We start from the raw sequence: 15,691 nt of genomic DNA on the forward strand, positions 1-15,691 counted from the left end.
CCCCCCCCCCCCCCCCCCCCCCCCCCCCCCCCCCCCCCCCCCCCCCCCCCCCCCCCCCCCCCCCCCCCCCCCCCCCCCCCCCCCCCCCCCCCCCCCCCCCCCCTTGTCAAGCAGAAGACGGCATACGCGATTTCCTGTACGGTCTCGTGGGCTCGGAGATGTGTATAAGAGACAGCGCCGCCTGCGCGCGCTGGCCGCACGCGGCCTGCGCGTGCCGCAGGTGCTGGCCGAAGGCGCGCCGGGCCTGCTGCTGGCGCACCTGGGCCTGCCCGGGCAGGACACGCCCTCGCTCGCGGTCGAGATGCATGCCGCGGTGCGCGCCCGGCCGCAGGCCATGCTCGGCCTGTTCCACCAGGGCCTGGACGCCCTGGGCACCGCGCACGCCGCCGGCGCCTGCCTGAGCCAGGCCTTCGCCCGCAACCTGGTGCGCTGCCCGGACGGCGTGATCGGCTACGTGGACTTCGAGGACGATCCGGCCGCCGTGCTGGCCCTGCCGCAGTGCCAGGCGCGCGACCTGCTGTGCTACCTGCACTCCACCGCGCTGCACCTGCAGGAGGCCGGCGCGCTGCCGGCCGCACGCGAGGTCTGGGCCGACTGGCTCGAACTGCAGCCCACCGTGGTGCAGGCGCTGCTGCGCACCAGCGTGCGCCAGATGCGCTGGCTGCGCCGGCTGCCCACCGACCGGCGCTGGGGGCGCGACCTGCAAAGGGCGCGCGCGGCCTGGGTGCTGGCGGGCGGGGAGGGGTGATTTCCTGGTATTTTTGGCCTGCAGCCCAGATAGTACCTGGTCTTTATGCTATTTATTTAATAGCAATATTCCCTGCCTGGCGGCCTGTAAACGTGCGGCAAACCCCGCATGCAGGGCTTCGCAATTCACTTACATTGGCGCGTTGACGCCCGTCCGAGGCCGTTCCGCTCCACTACCGCAAACCGCTCACCCATGATGTCTTCCCGCTCGCCGCGCTCCGCGGCCTGGGCCTGCCTGCTGCTGGCCCTGGGCGCGGCGCTGGCCGCCTGCTCCCCCAAACCCGAGGCGCCGGCGCCGGCCGGGCCGGTGGAGGTCGGCGTGGTGACGCTGCAACCGCAGCGCCAGGCCTTCACCACCGAGCTGCCGGGGCGCACCAGCGCGTTCCTGAGCGCGGACATCCGGCCCCAGGTGGGCGGCATCGTGCAGAAGCGGCAGTTCACCGAGGGCGCCAGCGTCAAGGCCGGGCAGGTGCTCTATCAACTGGACCCGTCCACCTACCAGGCGGCGCTGTCGAGCGCGCAGGCGGCGCTGGCGCGCAACCGCGCCACGGCGGGCGCGGCGGAGGTGACGGCGCGGCGCAATGCCGAGCTGGTGAAGATCGACGCGGTGAGCCAGCAGGTCAACGACCAGAGCCAGGCGGCGCTGGCGCAGGCGCGGGCCGACGTGGCGACGGCGCAGGCGGCGGTGGAGGCCGCGGGCATCAACCTGGGCTTCACGCGCATCACCTCGCCGATCTCGGGCCGCATCGGCACCTCGGCGGTGACGCCGGGCGCGCTGGTGACGGCCAACCAGACGACGGCGCTGGCCACGGTGCAGCAGATCGACCCGCTCTACGTGGACGTGACCCAGTCCAGCGCCGAGGTGCTGCGCCTCAAGCGCGAACTGGCCGCCGGCCGGCTCACGCGCAAGGGCGCGGACGCCGCGCGCATCAGGCTGATCCTGGAGGATGGCAGCCGCTACGCCCACGAGGGCCTGCTGCAGTTCGCCGGCCTGAGCGTGAACGCCGGCACCGGCGCGGTGACGCTGCGCGCGACGGTGCCCAACCCCGAGGGCCTGCTGCTGCCCGGCATGTACGTGCGCGCGGTGGTGGAGGAAGGCGTGGACGAGGCCGCGCTGCTGGCGCCGCAGCAGGGCATTCTGCGCGACGCGACCGGACGCGCCTCGGCGCTGGTGGTGGACGCCGAGGACAAGGTGGCGCGCCGCGCGGTGGTGGTCGGGCGCGCGCTGGGCAACCTCTGGCAGGTGCGCAGCGGGCTGGCGGCGGGCGAGCGCGTGATCGTGGAAGGCTCGCAGAAGGCGCGCGTGGGCGACAAGGTGAAGGCGGTCGAGGTCGCCGCCGCCGCCGCGCCCGCCGCCGCGCGCTGACACCGACGCCATGGCACGCTTCTTCATCGACCGGCCCATCTTCGCGTGGGTCATCGCCATCGTCATCATGCTGGCCGGAGGGATCTCCATCGGCACGCTGCCGCTGGAGCAGTACCCCAACATCGCGCCGCCGGCGGTCTCGATCACGGCCAACTACACCGGCGCCTCGGCCAAGACGGTGGAGGACTCGGTCACCCAGGTGATCGAGCAGCAGTTGAAGGGGCTGGACAACCTGATCTACATGAGCGCGACCAGCAGCTCGTCGGGCCAGTCGCGCACCACGCTGACCTTCAACGCCGGCACCAACCCCGACGTGGCGCAGATGCAGGTGCAGAACAAGCTGCAGCAGGCCATGCCGCGGCTGCCGCAGGCGGTGCAGAGCCAGGGCGTGACGGTGACCAAGGCGGGCAGCGATTTCCTGATGATCGTGTCGCTCTACTCGGAAGACCCGGCGCTGTCGCGCACCGACGTGGGCGACTACATCGCCAGCAACCTGGTGGACGTGATCAGCCGCCTGGACGGCGTGGCCGAGGTGCAGGTGCTGGGCTCGGGCTATGCGATGCGCATCTGGCTCGACCCCGGCAAGCTCGAGAAGTACGGCCTGATGCCCGCGGACGTGAACGTGGCGCTGCAGGCGCAGAACGCCCAGGTGTCGGCCGGGCAGCTGGGCGGCCTGCCGGCCACGGCGCAGCAGCAGCTCAATGCCACGGTCACCGCGCGCAGCAAACTGCAGACCGCCGAGCAGTTCGAGAACGTGGTGCTGCGCACCGCGGCCGACGGCTCGCTGGTGCTGCTCAAGGACGTGGCCCGGGTGGAGCTGGGCGCCGAGAGCCTGACCATCCAGTCGCGCCTGGCCGGCCGGGCCTCCGCCGGCATGGGCGTGGTGCTGGCCAACGGCGCCAATGCGCTCAAGGTGTCGGAGGCGGTGGTCCGGCGCGTGAACGAGCTGGCGCCCTTCTTCCCCAGCCAGATGAAGGCCATCGTCAACTACGACACGACGCCCTTCGTGCAGGCCTCCATCGAGGAGGTGGTCAAGGCGCTGCTCGAGGCCATGCTGCTGGTGGTGCTGATCATGTACCTGTTCCTGCAGAACCTCCGCGCCACGCTGATCCCCGCGATCGCCGTGCCGGTGGTGCTGCTGGGCACCTTCGGCGTGCTGTCGCTGCTGGGCTATTCGATCAACACGCTGACCATGTTCGGCATGGTGCTGGCCATCGGCCTGCTGGTGGACGACGCCATCGTGGTGGTGGAGAACGTCGAGCGCGTCATGACGGAAGAGGGCCTGAGCCCGAAAGAGGCCACGCGCAAGTCGATGGACGAGATCACGCCGGCGCTGGTGGGCATCGCGCTGGTGCTGTCGGCGGTATTCGTCCCGATGGCCTTCTTCGGCGGCTCCACCGGCATCATCTACCGGCAGTTCTCGGTCACCATCGTCTCGGCCATGGCGCTGTCGGTACTGGTGGCGCTGACGCTCACGCCGGCGCTGTGCGCCACCATGCTCAAGCACCTGCCGCACGACGCCGCCGGCCACCGGCTGGTGCGGCGCGGGCCGCTGGGCTGGGCCGACCGCTTCTTCCTGTGGTTCAACCGCGGCTTCGACCGCAGCGCCGACCAGACCCGGCGCGGGGTGCACGCCATCGTGCGGCGCGGCAAGCGCAGCATGCTGGTCTACCTGCTGCTGGCCGGCGGCATGGCCGTGCTGTTCATGCGCCTGCCGACCTCCTTCCTGCCGGTGGAGGACCAGGGCATCCTGACCGCCGAGATCCGCATGCCGCCCGGCTCGACCGACGCGCGCATCCAGCAGGTGGTGCGCCAGTTCGAGGACTACATCCGCCAGCAGCCGGAGGTGGTGACCTACAACGTGACCACCGGCCTGTCGGGCGACCAGGGTTCGGGCCGCGCCTTCATCAAGCTCAAGCCCTGGGACGAGCGGCCGGGCGCGGAGCACAGTGCCGCGGCCGTGGCGCGCCGCGCCAACGCGGCGCTGGGCAAGATCCGCGACGCGCGCGTGTTCGTGCTGCAGCCGCCGGCGGTGCGCGGGCTGGGCTCCAGCGCGGGCTTCAACTTCTACATCGAGGACACCGCCAACCTCGGCCACGATGCGCTGGTGCAGGCGCGCGACCGCTTCCTGGACCTGTCGCGCAAGGACGCGCAGCTCACCGGCGTGCGCAGCAACAACCTGGAGGACACGGCGCAGTTCGCGGTGGACATCGACGACCGCCGCGCCGGCGCGCTCGGGCTGGCCACGGCGGACGTGAACAGCACCCTGTCGAGCGCGCTGGGCGGCACCTACGTCAACGACTTCATCGACCGCGGGCGGGTCAAGCGGGTCTACATGCAGGGCGATGCCCCGTTCCGCATGCTGCCCGACGACATCAAGCGCTGGACGGTGCGCAACAGCGGCGGGCAGATGGTGCCGTTCTCGGCCTTCTCCACGCAGCGCTGGAGCTATGGCTCGCCGCAGCTGCAGCGCTACAACGGCCGGCCGGCCTTCGAGATGCTGGGCAGCGCGGTGTCGGGCGTGAGCTCGGGCACCGCCATGGCCAAGGTCGAGCAGATCATGGCGCAGATGCCGCAGGGCATCGCCCACGAATGGACCGGCGCCTCGTTCGAGGAGCGCCGCTCCGGCGCGCAGGCGCCGCTGCTCTATGCCGTGTCCATCCTGTTCGTGTTCCTGTGCCTGGCCGCGCTGTACGAGAGCTGGTCGGTGCCGTTCTCGGTGATCCTGGTGGTGCCGCTGGGCATCATCGGCGCGGTGCTGTTCACCGGGCTGCGCGGCATGTCCAACGACGTGTACTTCCAGGTCGGCCTGCTGACCACGGTGGGACTGTCCTGCAAGAACGCCATCCTGATCGTGGAATTCGCCAAACAGTTGCAGGAACAGGGCCGCGACATCGTCGAGGCCACGCTGGAGGCGGTGCGGCTGCGCCTGCGCCCGATCCTGATGACCTCGCTGGCCTTCGGCTTCGGCGTGCTGCCGCTGGTGGTGGGCACCGGCGCCGGCGCCGGCGGCCGCCAGGCCATCGGCACAGCGGTGTTCGGCGGCATGGTGACGGCCACGGTGCTGGGCATCTTCTTCGTGCCGCTGTTCTTCGTGCTGATCCGCAGCTTCTTCCGCGCGCGCGGCACGGTGCAGCCGCCGCATGCGCAGGAGGCCGCCGCATGAAGCGCGTGATCGCCTCCCTGGGTGCCGCGGCCTGCACAATACTGGCCGGCTGCGGCAGCCTGGCGCCCGAGTACCGGCGCCCGCCGGCCCCGCTGCCCGCCGCATGGAAGCCCGCCGTCGCCGAGCGCAGCAGCGATGCCGCGCAGGGCACCGGCACGCCGGCTGCGGAGCTAGACTGGCGCGGCTTCTTCCTCGACGCGCGGCTGCGCCAGGTGCTGGCGCTGGCGCTGGAGCGCAACCGCGACCTGCGGGTGGCGGCGCTCAACATCGAGCGCGCGCGGGCGCAGTACGGCATCCAGCGCGCCAACCTGTTCCCGGCCGTGAACGCCACCGCAGCCGGCAGCCGCACCGGCGCGGCGGCCGACACCGCCGCCAGCGGCCGTGCCTCCACCCTCAACCAGTTCAACGTGGGCGTGGGCTTCGCCAGCTACGAGATCGACTTCTTCGGCCGCCTGCGCAACCTGGACGACGCCGCGCTGGAGACCTTCTTCGCCACCGCCGAGACGCGCCGCAGCGCCCAGATCAGCTTGGTGGCCGACGTGGCCAATGCCTGGCTCACGCTGGCGGCCGACCAGCGCCGGCTGCGGCTGGCCCAGGAGACGCTCCAGAGCCAGCAGGCGTCCTACGAGCTGACGCGCCAGGCGCATGCGCTGGGCTCGGAATCGGGCCTGACACTGGCGCAGTCGCGCACCACGGTGGACGCCGCCCGCTCCGACGTGGCCGCCTACAAGCGCCAGGTGGCGCAGGACGCCAATGCGCTGGCGCTGCTGGCCGGCGGCCCGGTGCCCGACGCCCTGCTGCCCAGCGCCGACGATCCGGCCGCGCCGGCCGCCGCCCTGGTGGCCGTGCCGCAGGGGCTGCCCTCCGAGCTGCTGCAGAACCGGCCCGACGTGCTGGCGGCCGAGCACACGCTGCAGGCCGCCAACGCCAGCATCGGCGCCGCGCGCGCGGCCTTCTTCCCGCGCATCAGCCTGACCGCCTCGGCCGGCAGCGCCAGCCGCGACCTGGACCGGCTGTTTGCCAGCGGCAACGGCACCTGGAGCTTCGCGCCGCAGATCGTGCTGCCGATCTTCAGCGCCGGCGCGCTCGCCGCCAGCCTGGACGTGGCGCGGATCACGCGCGACATCAACGTGGCCCAGTACGAGAAGACGCTGCAGACCGCCTTCCGCGAAGTGTCGGACGCGCTCGACGCGCGTGCCACGCTGGGCGAGCAGCTCGATGCCCAGCGCTCGCTGCGCGAGGCCTCGGAAACCGCGCTGCGCCTGTCGCGGGCGCGCTTTCGCACCGGGCTGGACAGCTACCTCGACGTGCTGGTGTCCGAGCGCGCCTTCTACGCCGCCGGGCAGAACCTGATCACGCTGCAACTGGCCGAGCAGGCCAACCGGATCACGCTCTACAAGACCCTGGGCGGCGGCTGGAACCCTCTGGAGAACACGGCTAGCGCGCCGGCAGCAACTGCGACGGATCGACCACCGCGGACGCCATGACGCTGCCGGCGGCCACGCCCAGCGCCGCCAGGCGCTTGCGCATGCAGATCACCGCGCGGTCCTTGCTGAGCAGTTGCGCGCGGTGCGCCACGGCCAGGTCGATGAAGCCCTGGTCGTCCGGGTCCTTGCAGGTCACGGGCACCTTGGGCGCCACCGGCACGATGCGCGCGTGGCGGTCGAAGCACGCCAGCACCTGCGCCTCGCTCAGGCCGTGGCAGGCCAGGCGCGGCGCGATCTGCGGGTAGCCCAGCACCCGCGCGAGTTCCACGCGCATGGCGGCGGTGGCGACCCAGTCCAGCGCGCCGGCCTCGAGCGCGGCGCGCAGCGGCCGGGCGGCGGGGTCGTCGAACACGAACAGGTCGAGCACGATGTTGGTGTCCAGCACCAGGCAGGGCCGCATCGGCGTCAGGCCGCCCGCAGCATGCCGCGCTGCTCGATGAAGGCCACCACCTCCTGCAGCCCGGCCTGGGTCTTGAGGTTGGTCATGACGAAGGGGCGGGTGCCGCGCATGCGCCGGGTGTCGGCCTCCATCACGGCCAGGTCGGCGCCCACGTGGGGCGCGAGGTCGGTCTTGTTGATCACGAACAGGTCGCTCTTGGTGATGCCGGGGCCGCCCTTGCGCGGGATCTTCTCGCCGGCGGCGACGTCGATCACGTAGATCGTCAGGTCGCTCAGCTCGGGGCTGAAGGTGGCGGCCAGGTTGTCGCCGCCGGATTCGACGAACACCACGTCGGCGTCCGGGTACTCGACCAGCATGCGGTCGATGGCTTCGAGGTTGATCGAGCAGTCCTCGCGTATCGCCGTGTGCGGGCAGCCGCCGGTCTCCACGCCCATGATGCGCTCGGCCGGCAGCGCGCCGCTGACCGTGAGCAGGCGCTGGTCTTCCTTGGTGTAGATGTCGTTGGTGATGGCGACCAGGTCCCAGCGGTCGCGCATGGTCTTGCAGAGCATCTCCAGCAGCGTGGTCTTGCCGGAGCCGACCGGGCCGCCGATGCCCACGCGCAGCGGCGGCAGTTTCTTGGTGCGGTGGGCGATGTGGTGCAGGGCGGAGGTCATGGGAGCTTTCAACTTCTGAACAGACGTGAATATTGCACTTCGTGCCGGGCCGAGAGGATCGCGAGCATGGGGCACAGCGCCTGCCGGTCCTCGTCGCCCAGCGCCATGGCGTGCGCCACGGCGGCGGGGACGCCGGCCGCGAGCCGCGCCAGGATGCGCTGGCCCGCGCTCTGGCCCAGCGGCACCGACTTGAGCGCGGTCTGCACCATGTTCTCGGCCCAGCCGAAGGCGAAGGCGGCGCAGATGTCGGCCACCGCCGCCTCGGTGCGCGCGGCGGCGAGCGCGAAGGCGACCGGGTAGCTCGGCTGCCAGCCGGCGAGCAGGCCGGCGTCCTCAGGGTGCAGGCCGCGCAGCCAGTCGGCCAGCGAGCGGCCCATCTGCTCGGTCTGCAGGCGCAGCTCGCTGGTTTCGCGGGTCTGGCGCACCCAGGCGTCGAGCGCGCGCAGACGCGGCACGTCGCCGGCCCGGGCCGCGGGCACGGCATGCGCCAGCACGGGCAGGTCGGCGCGCGCCAGCGCCAGGTGCAACTGGTCCGCGATCCAGTCGGATGCTATTTTTTCCGTAGCTACACCCCCCCATTCCACGCCGGCCTCAAGCCCTTCTGAGTAAGAAAACCCGCCGACCGGCAGGGCCGGCGACGCCAGCCAGATCAGTTGCAGCAGGCCGGGGGTGACGGCCGGCAAAGCGGCCTCAGCCATGCCCATGCCCATGCCCATGCCCATGCCCATGCCCTTGCTCGTGTGCGTGCGCGTGGGCATGCCCGTGGCCGTGCGCGTGGCCATGGGCGCCGTAGGCGCCGCCTTCGGGCTCGAAGGGCTCCAGCGCCTCGCGCACGGTCAGGTGCATGGCGCGCAGCATGTCGGCCAGCACATGGTCGGGCTCGATCTGCAGGTAGTCGGGCCGCAGCTCGATCGGCACGTGGCGGTTGCCCAGGTGGTAGGCCGCGCGCACCAGGTCGAACGGCGTGCCGTGCTCGCCGCAGGGCGTGATGCGCAGCACCGGCTGCGCCGCCGCGAGCACGCGCACCAGCGAGCCGTCTTCGGCCACCAGCACGTCGCCGCCGCGCACCAGGGTGCCGCGCGGCAGGAACACGCCCAGCGCACGGCCGCCGCTGTCGGTGGCGTCGAAGCGGCTCTTCTGGCGCACGTCCCAGTCGAGTTCGACGGTGGCGGCGCGCTTGAGCAGGACCGGGGCCAGGCCGTGGCCCTGGGCAATCAACTTGCTGATGGTGTGCATGCTGGGATGAAAGGCTGGGATGTGGTGGGTGGCGGGCTTTCTGACAGGGATGTCATCGGGGCGTCAGTGTCGCGTTCCCCGGGCCGGCCTAGAGTGGCTTCATTCTGGAACAGCCGGCCCGATCATGCTGCATTCTTCCCATTTTCTGGCGCGCGGCGCCCTGGCGGGGTCGCTCGCGGCGGCCCTGGCGGGCTGCGCCGTGGGGCCGGACTACGTGCGCCCCGCGCCGCCCGCCGGCGCCACGCTGCCGGCGTTCAAGGAAGAAGGCCCCTGGAGGGCCGCCACACCAAGCACGATCGATGCCAACGGCGCTTGGTGGAGGCTCTATGGCGACCCGCAGCTCGACGCGCTCGTGGAACAGGCCATGCGCGCCAACCAGACCGTGCGCCAGGCCGAGGCGCAGTACCGCGCGGCGCAGGCGCTGGTGCAGGGCGCGCAGTCGGCGTTCTATCCCGACCTGGGCCTGAACGCCTCCGAGAACCGGGCGCGCACCAACACCACGGGCTCGGTGCTGCGGAGCACGCACGCCAGTTCCCTGGCCGCCAGCTGGGAGCCCGACCTGTGGGGCCGGGTGCGCCGCTCGGTCGAGCAGGCCGGCGACGGCGCGCAGGCCAGCGCGGCCGACCTGGCCGGCGCGCGCCTGACGATCCAGGCGGCGCTGGCCAGCAGCTACTTCCAGTTGCGGGTCGATGACCAGCTCAAGGATCTGTACGCGCGCACCATCGAGGGCTACCGCAAGACGCTGCAGTTGACGCAGAGCCAGCACCGCGCCGGCATCGTCACGCGCGCGGACGTGGCCTCGGCCCGTGCCACGCTCGCTGCCGCCGAGGCGCAGGCGCTCGACGTGAACCTGTCGCGCCAGCAACTGGAGCACGCGATCGCCCTGCTGCTGGGCAAGACGCCGGCCGAGTTCTCGCTGGCACCGGCGCCGATCATTGCGCGGCTACCGGCGGTGCCGGTGGGCCTGCCATCGGAACTGCTGCAGCGCCGCCCCGACATCGCGGGCGCGGAGCGCCGCATGGCCGCGGCCAACGCCGCCATCGGCGTGGCGCAGGCGGCCTGGTACCCCAGCCTGAGCCTGGGCGCGAGCGCTGGCTTCATGGGGGCGGGCCTGGGCCCGCTGTTCTCTGTGCCCGATCGGGTCTGGGCGCTGGGCGCCACGCTGGCGGCCACGCTGTTCGACGGCGGGCTGCGCCGGGCGCAGAGCGCGCAGGCGCGCGCCGGTTTCGACGCGGCGGCCGCGGCCTACCGGCAGACCGTGCTGGCCGGCTTCCAGGAGGTGGAAGACAACCTGGCGGCCCTGCGCGAGCTGGAAAAGGAGCGCGACAGACAGGAGGAGGCGGTGCAGTCCTCGCGCGAGGCCGAGCGCATGCTGCTGGCGCAGTACCGCGCCGGCACCACGCCCTACACCACGGTCATCACGGCCCAGGCCACGCGGCTGGCCACCGAGCGCACCGCCATGCAACTGGCGGCGCGCCAGTTCACCGCCAGCGTGACCCTGGTCAAGGCCGTGGGGGGCGGCTGGGATGCCGAGCAACTTCCCGCGCCGGCCACGGACACCTCCGCTACCGCAACGGCCGCCTCGGCCACGGCCCAGGAATGACGACGATGGACGCCTCGACAAGCCCCACCCCCATCCCGCAGCGTGCGCGCCGCGGGTTGCCGATCCTGCTGGCGCTGCTGGTGCTGCTGGCGGCGGCTGCGCTCTACCTGCGCCACCGCTGGGCCGGCGCGCCGCCGGCCGCCGCCACGCCGCCGGTGCCGGTCACCACCGTGGCGGTGGCGCGCAAGACCGTGCCGATCGCGCTGCGCGGCGTGGGCAGCGTGCTGCCGATCCACTCGGTCGCGGTGCACACCCGGGTGGACGGCCAGCTCGAATCAGTGGGCTTCACCGAGGGCCAGGACGTCAAGGCCGGGCAGGTGCTGGCGCGCATCGACCCGCGCACCTACCAGGCGCAGTTGGCGCAGGCGATGGCGCAGAAGGCCAAGGACACGGCGCTGCTGGCCAATGCGCGCGCCGACCTGGCGCGCTACGACATGCTGATCAAGGAGGACGCCACCACCCGGCAGACGCTGGACACGCAGAAGTCGCTGGTGAACCAGTTGCAGGCGGCCCTGCAGACCGACGAGGCGCAGATCAACTATGCGCAGGTCCAGCTCGACTACACCACGATCACCGCCCCGATCAGCGGGCGCGCCGGTGCGCGGCTGGTGGACCCGGGCAACATCGTGCATGCGGCCGACGCCAGTGGACTGGTCGTGATCAACCAGATCGACCCGGTCGCGGTGCAGTTCACGCTGCCCGAAAGCAGCTTCCAGGCCGTGAACCGGGCGCTGCGCGCCTCACGCGAACCACTGCAGGTCATGGCGCTCACGCACGACACGCAGGAGGTGCTGGGCACCGGCCGGCTGGTGCTGCTGAACAACCAGATCGACACCAGCACCGGCACCATCGCCCTCAAGGCGCACTTCCCCAACGCCGGGCGCAGGCTGTGGCCGGGCCAGTCGGTCGATACGCGCATCACGCTGGGCGAGCGCAGCGAGGTGCTGGTGGTGCCCTCGGCCGTGGTGCAGCGCAGCCAGGACGGCTATTTCGCCTATGTCGTCGGCGCGGACGGCACGGTGCAGCCGCGGCAGGTGGACGTGGTCGATACCAGCGAGGGCCAGGCGGTGATCGGCAAGGGGCTCGATGAAGGCGAGCGCGTGGTGCTGGAAGGGCAGTACCGGCTGCGGCCCGGCGCGCACGTGGCGGAACACCCGCCCAAGGCCGCCGCGCCCGCCGCAGCGGCGGGAGCACGGCCGTGAGCGCTTCGGCCGTCTTCATCAGACGCCCGATCGGCACCTCGCTGCTGGGCCTGGCGCTGTTGCTGATCGGCCTGGCGGCCTGGCCGCTGCTGCCGGTGGCGCCGCTGCCGCAGGTCGATTTCCCGACCATCCAGGTGTCGGCCAGCCTGCCGGGCGCGAGCCCGCAGACCATGGCCTCGAACGTGGCCCAGCCGCTGGAGCGGCAGTTCTCGCTGATCGCCGGGCTCACGCAGATGACGTCGAGCAGCACGCTGGGCTCGGCGCAGATCACGCTGCAGTTCGACCTCAACCGCGCCATCGACGGCGCCGCGCTCGACGTGCAGACCGCCATCAATGCCGCATCGGGGCAGTTGCCGGCCAACCTGCCGAGCGCGCCGAGCTTTCGCAAGATCAACCCGGCCGATTCGCCGGTGCTGATCCTGGGCGTGCAGTCCAGCGTGCTGCCGCTGATCCAGGTCAACGACTATGCGGACAACGTGCTGGCGCAGCAGATCTCGCGCATCGCAGGCGTCGGGCTGGTCAACATCTTCGGCGCGCAGAAGCCCGCCGTGCGCATCCAGGCCAGCCCCGACAAGCTCAAGGCGCTGGGCCTGAGCCTGGAGGACATCCGCGGCGTGATCGCCAGCACCACGGTGAACGCGCCCACCGGCACACTGGACGGCGCGCGGCAGGCCTTCACCGTCTACACCAACGACCAGTTGCTCAAGGCCGCGCCCTGGAACGACGTGGTGCTGGCCTGGCGCAACGGCGCGCCGATCCGGGTGCGCGACATCGGCGTGGCGGTGGACGGACCGGAGAACCGCAAGATCGCCGCCTGGGGCTTCGCCGGCGCGGCGGCCCCGCCCGACAACGGCATCGAGAACGGGCGCGCCATCATGCTGGCCATCACCAAGCAGCCCGGCGCCAACGTGATCGACACGGTGGACCGCATCCAGGCGGCGCTGCCGCAGCTGCAGGCCGCGATCCCGCCCAGCATCAAGGTCTGCACGCTGGCCGACCGCACGCAGAACATCCGCGCCTCGGTGAAGGACGTGGAGTTCACCCTGGTGCTGTCGATCGTGCTGGTGGTCGGCGTGATCTTCGTGTTCCTGCGCAACCTGACGATCACGCTGATCCCCAGCGTGACGGTGCCGCTGGCCATCCTGGGCACCGCCGCCGTGATGTACGTGCTGGGCTACAGCCTGGACAACCTGTCGCTGATGGGGCTGACCATCGCGGTCGGCTTCGTGGTGGACGATGCCATCGTGATGCTGGAGAACATCTACCGCCACGTCGAGGACGGCATGCCGCCGCTGGAGGCGGCGTTCAAGGGCGCGGGCGAGATCGGCTTCACCATCCTCTCGATCTCGGTGTCGCTGGTGGCGGTGTTCATCCCGCTGCTGCTCATGGGCGGCATCGTGGGCCGGCTGTTCCGCGAGTTCGCGGTGACCGTGACGCTGACCATCGCGCTGTCGGTGGTGATCTCGCTCACGCTCACGCCCATGCTGTGCGCGCGCTTCCTCGAGCCGCACGACGGCCGGCAGCGGCACGGCCGGCTCTACCAGTGGTGCGAACGCGGCTTCGACCTCATGCTCGGCGGCTACCGGCGCGGCCTGAACCTGGTGCTGCGCCACTCGTTCATCACGCTGATCGGCTTCCTGCTGACGGTGGCGGCCACGGCGGCGCTGTTCGTGTTGATTCCCAAGGGCTTCTTCCCGCAGCAGGACACGGGCTTCATCGCCGGCCAGGCCGACTCGGCGCAGGACTCCTCCTCGGAGGTGATGCATGGCCGCATGCTGCAACTGGCCGACATCATCCGGCAGGACCCGGACGTGGCCGCCTTCGGCATGCAGGCCGGCGCCAGCACCTTCAACTCGGGCAACTTCTTCATCGCGCTCAAGCCCAAGGACGAAGGCCGCAGCGCCAGTGCCGACCAGATCATCGCGCGGCTGCGCGCCAAGCTGGCGCCGGTGCCGGGCATCACGCTGTTCATGCAGGCCGGGCAGGACATCAACGTCGGCGGCCGAATGTCGCGCACCCAGTACCAGTACACGGTGACCGACCCGGACCTGGACGAACTCAACACCTGGGCGCCGCGGCTCGCCGCGCAGTTCCGCGCCCTGCCGCAGCTCACCGACGTGACCTCCGACCAGCAGAACGCCGCGCCCATCGCCACGCTGACCATCGACCGCCAGCGCGCCTCCAGCTACGGCATCACGCCGCAGATGGTGGACGCCACCCTCAACGACGCCATCGGCCAGCGCCAGGTGGCGCAGTTCTTCACGCAGCTCAACAGCTACCGCGTGGTGCTGGAGGCGACGCCGGAGCTGCAGGGCGACCCGTCGCTGTTCAGCCGCCTGTACCTGACCTCGCCGCTGACCGGGCAGCAGGTGCCGCTGTCGACCTTCGTATCGGTGGACACGAGCAAGACCGGCTACCTGTCGATCAGCCACCAGGGGCAGTTCCCGGCGGTGACGATCTCATTCAACCTGGCGCCGGGCGCCTCGCTCGGGCAGGCGGTGGACGCGATCAGCGGCGCGCAGGTCGGGATGGGCCTGCCGGCCACCCTGAGCGGCAGCTTCCAGGGCACGGCCCAGGCCTTCGGCGACTCGCTGCGCAGCCAGCCCTACCTGATCGCGGCGGCGCTGGTGGCGGTCTACATCGTGCTGGGCCTGCTCTACGAAAGCTACATCCACCCGCTGACCATCCTCTCGACCCTGCCCTCGGCAGGCGTCGGCGCGCTGCTGATCCTGATGGCAGGCGGCTACGACCTGAGCGTGATCGCGCTGATCGGCATCATCCTGCTGATCGGCATCGTCAAGAAGAACGGCATCATGATGGTGGACTTCGCGCTGCACGCCGAGCGCGACAAGGGCATGTCGCCGCGCGACGCCATCTTCGAGGCCTGCATCCTGCGCTTCCGGCCGATCATGATGACCACCATGTGCGCGCTGCTCAGCGGGCTGCCGCTGATGCTGGGCCAGGGCGCGGGCTCTGAGCTGCGCCGGCCGCTGGGCTACGCCATGGTGGGCGGGCTTATCCTGTCGCAGATGCTCACGCTGTTCACCACGCCCGTCATCTACCTGTACCTGGACCGCGCCCACCACTGGTACGCGCGCCGCAGGCAGGCCCGCGCGGGCGCGCCGCACGCGCAGGGAGCGGCGCCATGAAGGTCCTGATCGTCGAGGACGAGCGCAAGACCGCCGACTACCTGCGCCAGGGCCTGAGCGAGCAGGGCTGCACCGTGGACGTGGCCTACGACGGCATCGACGGCCAGCACCTGGCCCTGCACCATGACTTCGACGTGATCGTGCTCGACGTCATGCTGCCCGGGCTCGATGGCTTCCAGGTACTGCGCGCGCTGCGCGCGGTGAAGAACACGCCGGTGATCATGCTGACCGCGCGCGACGGCGTGGACGATCGCGTGAAGGGCCTGCGCGACGGTGCGGACGACTACCTGGTCAAGCCCTTCTCCTTCATCGAGCTGCTGGCGCGGCTGCAGGCGCTCAGCCGCCGCGGCCGCGCGCAGGAGCCGACCCTGCTGCGCGTGGGCAGCCTGCAGGTCGACCTGATCAGCCGGCGCGCCACGCGCGAGGGCCGGCGCATCGAGCTCACGGCCAAGGAATTCGCCCTGCTGGCCGTGCTGGCGCGCCGGCCCGGCGAGATCCTGTCCAAGACCTCGATCGCCGAACTGGTCTGGGACATGAATTTCGACAGCAACACCAACGTGGTCGAAGTCGCCATCAAGCGCCTGCGCGCCAAGATCGACGTGCCCTTCGAGCACAGCCTGCTGCATACCATCCGCGGCATGGGCTACGTGCTGGAGGATCGCGTCGACGAGCGCTAACC

The 15,691-nt window shown here is 71.4% G+C and carries 12 protein-coding genes; 8 read left to right on the top strand and 4 right to left on the bottom strand.

The features are described from left to right. Nucleotides 1-103 precede the first annotated feature (103 nt). From JHD63_RS13635 to JHD63_RS13650, 4 genes are all read left to right on the top strand, one after another. On the top strand, nucleotides 104-748 hold the full coding sequence (locus JHD63_RS13635; protein ID WP_233168119.1) for a hypothetical protein: 645 nt from the start codon (nucleotides 104-106) through the stop codon (nucleotides 746-748). Between the two features lie 192 nt (nucleotides 749-940). Beyond that, a complete protein-coding gene (locus JHD63_RS13640; protein WP_304952637.1) occupies nucleotides 941-2,113 on the top strand; it encodes an efflux RND transporter periplasmic adaptor subunit in 1,173 nt (390 codons plus the stop codon). A 10-nt stretch (nucleotides 2,114-2,123) separates the two neighbouring features. Continuing rightward, nucleotides 2,124-5,279: an efflux RND transporter permease subunit gene (locus JHD63_RS13645; RefSeq protein WP_198971321.1), complete on the top strand. Its 3,156-nt coding sequence runs from the start codon at nucleotides 2,124-2,126 to the stop codon at nucleotides 5,277-5,279. Further along, nucleotides 5,276-6,766, top strand: coding sequence for an efflux transporter outer membrane subunit (locus JHD63_RS13650; protein WP_198971322.1), 1,491 nt, complete (start codon nucleotides 5,276-5,278; stop codon nucleotides 6,764-6,766). The genes JHD63_RS13645 and JHD63_RS13650 overlap by 4 nt, the downstream gene beginning before the upstream one ends. Here the strand turns inward: JHD63_RS13650 and JHD63_RS13655 are convergent. Genes JHD63_RS13655 through ureE form a run of 4 tightly spaced genes read right to left on the bottom strand, consistent with a single transcriptional unit; the run spans nucleotide 6,717 to nucleotide 9,058 of the window. Further along, nucleotides 6,717-7,166 (bottom strand): PIN domain-containing protein, encoded by a 450-nt coding sequence (locus JHD63_RS13655; protein ID WP_198971323.1) that lies wholly within the window; start codon nucleotides 7,164-7,166, stop codon nucleotides 6,717-6,719. The genes JHD63_RS13650 and JHD63_RS13655 overlap by 50 nt on opposite strands. A gap of 5 nt (nucleotides 7,167-7,171) precedes the next feature. Continuing rightward, on the bottom strand, nucleotides 7,172-7,822 hold the full coding sequence (ureG, locus tag JHD63_RS13660; protein ID WP_198971325.1) for an urease accessory protein UreG: 651 nt from the start codon (nucleotides 7,820-7,822) through the stop codon (nucleotides 7,172-7,174). A gap of 8 nt (nucleotides 7,823-7,830) precedes the next feature. Continuing rightward, complete coding sequence (locus JHD63_RS13665) at nucleotides 7,831-8,532, bottom strand: urease accessory protein UreF (RefSeq protein WP_370590510.1); 702 nt, start codon at nucleotides 8,530-8,532, stop codon at nucleotides 7,831-7,833. Further along, a complete protein-coding gene (gene ureE / locus JHD63_RS13670; RefSeq protein ID WP_198971327.1) occupies nucleotides 8,513-9,058 on the bottom strand; it encodes an urease accessory protein UreE in 546 nt (181 codons plus the stop codon). The genes JHD63_RS13665 and ureE overlap by 20 nt, the downstream gene beginning before the upstream one ends. A gap of 124 nt (nucleotides 9,059-9,182) precedes the next feature. On the opposite strand from ureE, the gene JHD63_RS13675 reads away from it, so the two are divergent. The 4 genes from JHD63_RS13675 to JHD63_RS13690 are packed head-to-tail and all read left to right on the top strand — an operon-like array spanning nucleotide 9,183 to nucleotide 15,689. Next, nucleotides 9,183-10,661, top strand: coding sequence for an efflux transporter outer membrane subunit (locus JHD63_RS13675; RefSeq protein ID WP_198971328.1), 1,479 nt, complete (start codon nucleotides 9,183-9,185; stop codon nucleotides 10,659-10,661). Between the two features lie 5 nt (nucleotides 10,662-10,666). Beyond that, nucleotides 10,667-11,863 carry an efflux RND transporter periplasmic adaptor subunit gene (locus JHD63_RS13680; protein WP_233168121.1) on the top strand — a complete coding sequence of 399 codons (1,197 nt, stop codon included), beginning with the start codon at nucleotides 10,667-10,669 and terminating at the stop codon, nucleotides 11,861-11,863. After that, nucleotides 11,860-15,012, top strand: coding sequence for an efflux RND transporter permease subunit (locus JHD63_RS13685; protein WP_198971330.1), 3,153 nt, complete (start codon nucleotides 11,860-11,862; stop codon nucleotides 15,010-15,012). Before JHD63_RS13680 ends, JHD63_RS13685 begins: the two co-directional genes overlap by 4 nt. Further along, nucleotides 15,009-15,689, top strand: a complete 681-nt coding sequence (locus JHD63_RS13690; protein WP_198971331.1) for a heavy metal response regulator transcription factor — start codon at nucleotides 15,009-15,011, stop codon at nucleotides 15,687-15,689. Before JHD63_RS13685 ends, JHD63_RS13690 begins: the two co-directional genes overlap by 4 nt. Nucleotides 15,690-15,691: the final 2 nt, after the last annotated feature.

Source organism: Xylophilus sp. ASV27, from assembly GCF_016428875.1.
Lineage (GTDB): Bacteria > Pseudomonadota > Gammaproteobacteria > Burkholderiales > Burkholderiaceae_C > Xylophilus.

What these genes read in the sequence shown, in the direction of transcription:
- JHD63_RS13640 (WP_304952637.1), top strand. Translation starts at nt 941, where the DNA reads ATGATGTCTTCCCGCTCGCCGCGCTCCGCGGCCTGGGCCTGCCTGCTG.
- JHD63_RS13645 (WP_198971321.1), top strand. Translation starts at nt 2,124, where the DNA reads ATGGCACGCTTCTTCATCGACCGGCCCATCTTCGCGTGGGTCATCGCC.
- JHD63_RS13650 (WP_198971322.1), top strand. Translation starts at nt 5,276, where the DNA reads ATGAAGCGCGTGATCGCCTCCCTGGGTGCCGCGGCCTGCACAATACTG.
- JHD63_RS13655 (WP_198971323.1), bottom strand. Translation starts at nt 7,166, where the DNA reads ATGCGGCCCTGCCTGGTGCTGGACACCAACATCGTGCTCGACCTGTTC.
- ureG (WP_198971325.1), bottom strand. Translation starts at nt 7,822, where the DNA reads ATGACCTCCGCCCTGCACCACATCGCCCACCGCACCAAGAAACTGCCG.
- JHD63_RS13665 (WP_370590510.1), bottom strand. Translation starts at nt 8,532, where the DNA reads ATGGGCATGGGCATGGCTGAGGCCGCTTTGCCGGCCGTCACCCCCGGC.
- ureE (WP_198971327.1), bottom strand. Translation starts at nt 9,058, where the DNA reads ATGCACACCATCAGCAAGTTGATTGCCCAGGGCCACGGCCTGGCCCCG.
- JHD63_RS13675 (WP_198971328.1), top strand. Translation starts at nt 9,183, where the DNA reads ATGCTGCATTCTTCCCATTTTCTGGCGCGCGGCGCCCTGGCGGGGTCG.
- JHD63_RS13680 (WP_233168121.1), top strand. Translation starts at nt 10,667, where the DNA reads ATGGACGCCTCGACAAGCCCCACCCCCATCCCGCAGCGTGCGCGCCGC.
- JHD63_RS13690 (WP_198971331.1), top strand. Translation starts at nt 15,009, where the DNA reads ATGAAGGTCCTGATCGTCGAGGACGAGCGCAAGACCGCCGACTACCTG.